The sequence below is a fragment of the uncultured Psychromonas sp. genome, from assembly GCF_947489755.1.
Taxonomy (GTDB): domain Bacteria; phylum Pseudomonadota; class Gammaproteobacteria; order Enterobacterales; family Psychromonadaceae; genus Psychromonas.
Genome location: NZ_CANLFB010000080.1, coordinates 1 through 500, shown reverse-complemented (window position 1 = coordinate 500; position 500 = coordinate 1). Strand labels below are relative to the sequence as shown.

Annotated in this window: 1 protein-coding gene; it reads right to left on the bottom strand. The window is 42.2% G+C overall.

The features are described from left to right. A partial coding sequence (locus tag Q0794_RS18080; RefSeq protein ID WP_298944275.1) for a transposase occupies positions 1 to 500 on the bottom strand: 500 nt, incomplete at both ends.

Below are 500 nucleotides of genomic sequence, written 5' to 3'. Positions count from 1 at the left end.
GGACTGCTATCTATTTTGGCTCGCATTTTATCCGTATACGAGATAGTTTTTCCTTTAGTGTTTGTTTCAAACTGGACTTGCCGACCTTGTTTTGTGGGTTTCTTTCTCATGCATTGAGTTTGCAGCGGGCAAACACGGCAATCTTTTAAATACCCTGAGTAGCGAACATAATGTCGACCTGCTGTTTCGACATCTTTAACACTCAACCACATTTCCTTACCTGCTGGACAATGACACGTTGCTTTCTTTTCATCAAAGTGGAAGTCACCACTATTAAATAATCTAGACCTACCTTTACTACGCTTTAATCGTCGCTTCTCTTGCTCTGTTTGGTACGTTTCGCTTTGACTAAATAAGGGGTTACGACTTCTAAAGGCACTATCTGCCATGTAAGCATCGAGCCCAGTACTTGCCATGAATTCAAGATTAATTTCACTATGGAAACCACTATCTGCGGTAAATTTGGTGGTGGCGAAAGCCTCAGGGGTACCCAGTTTGGT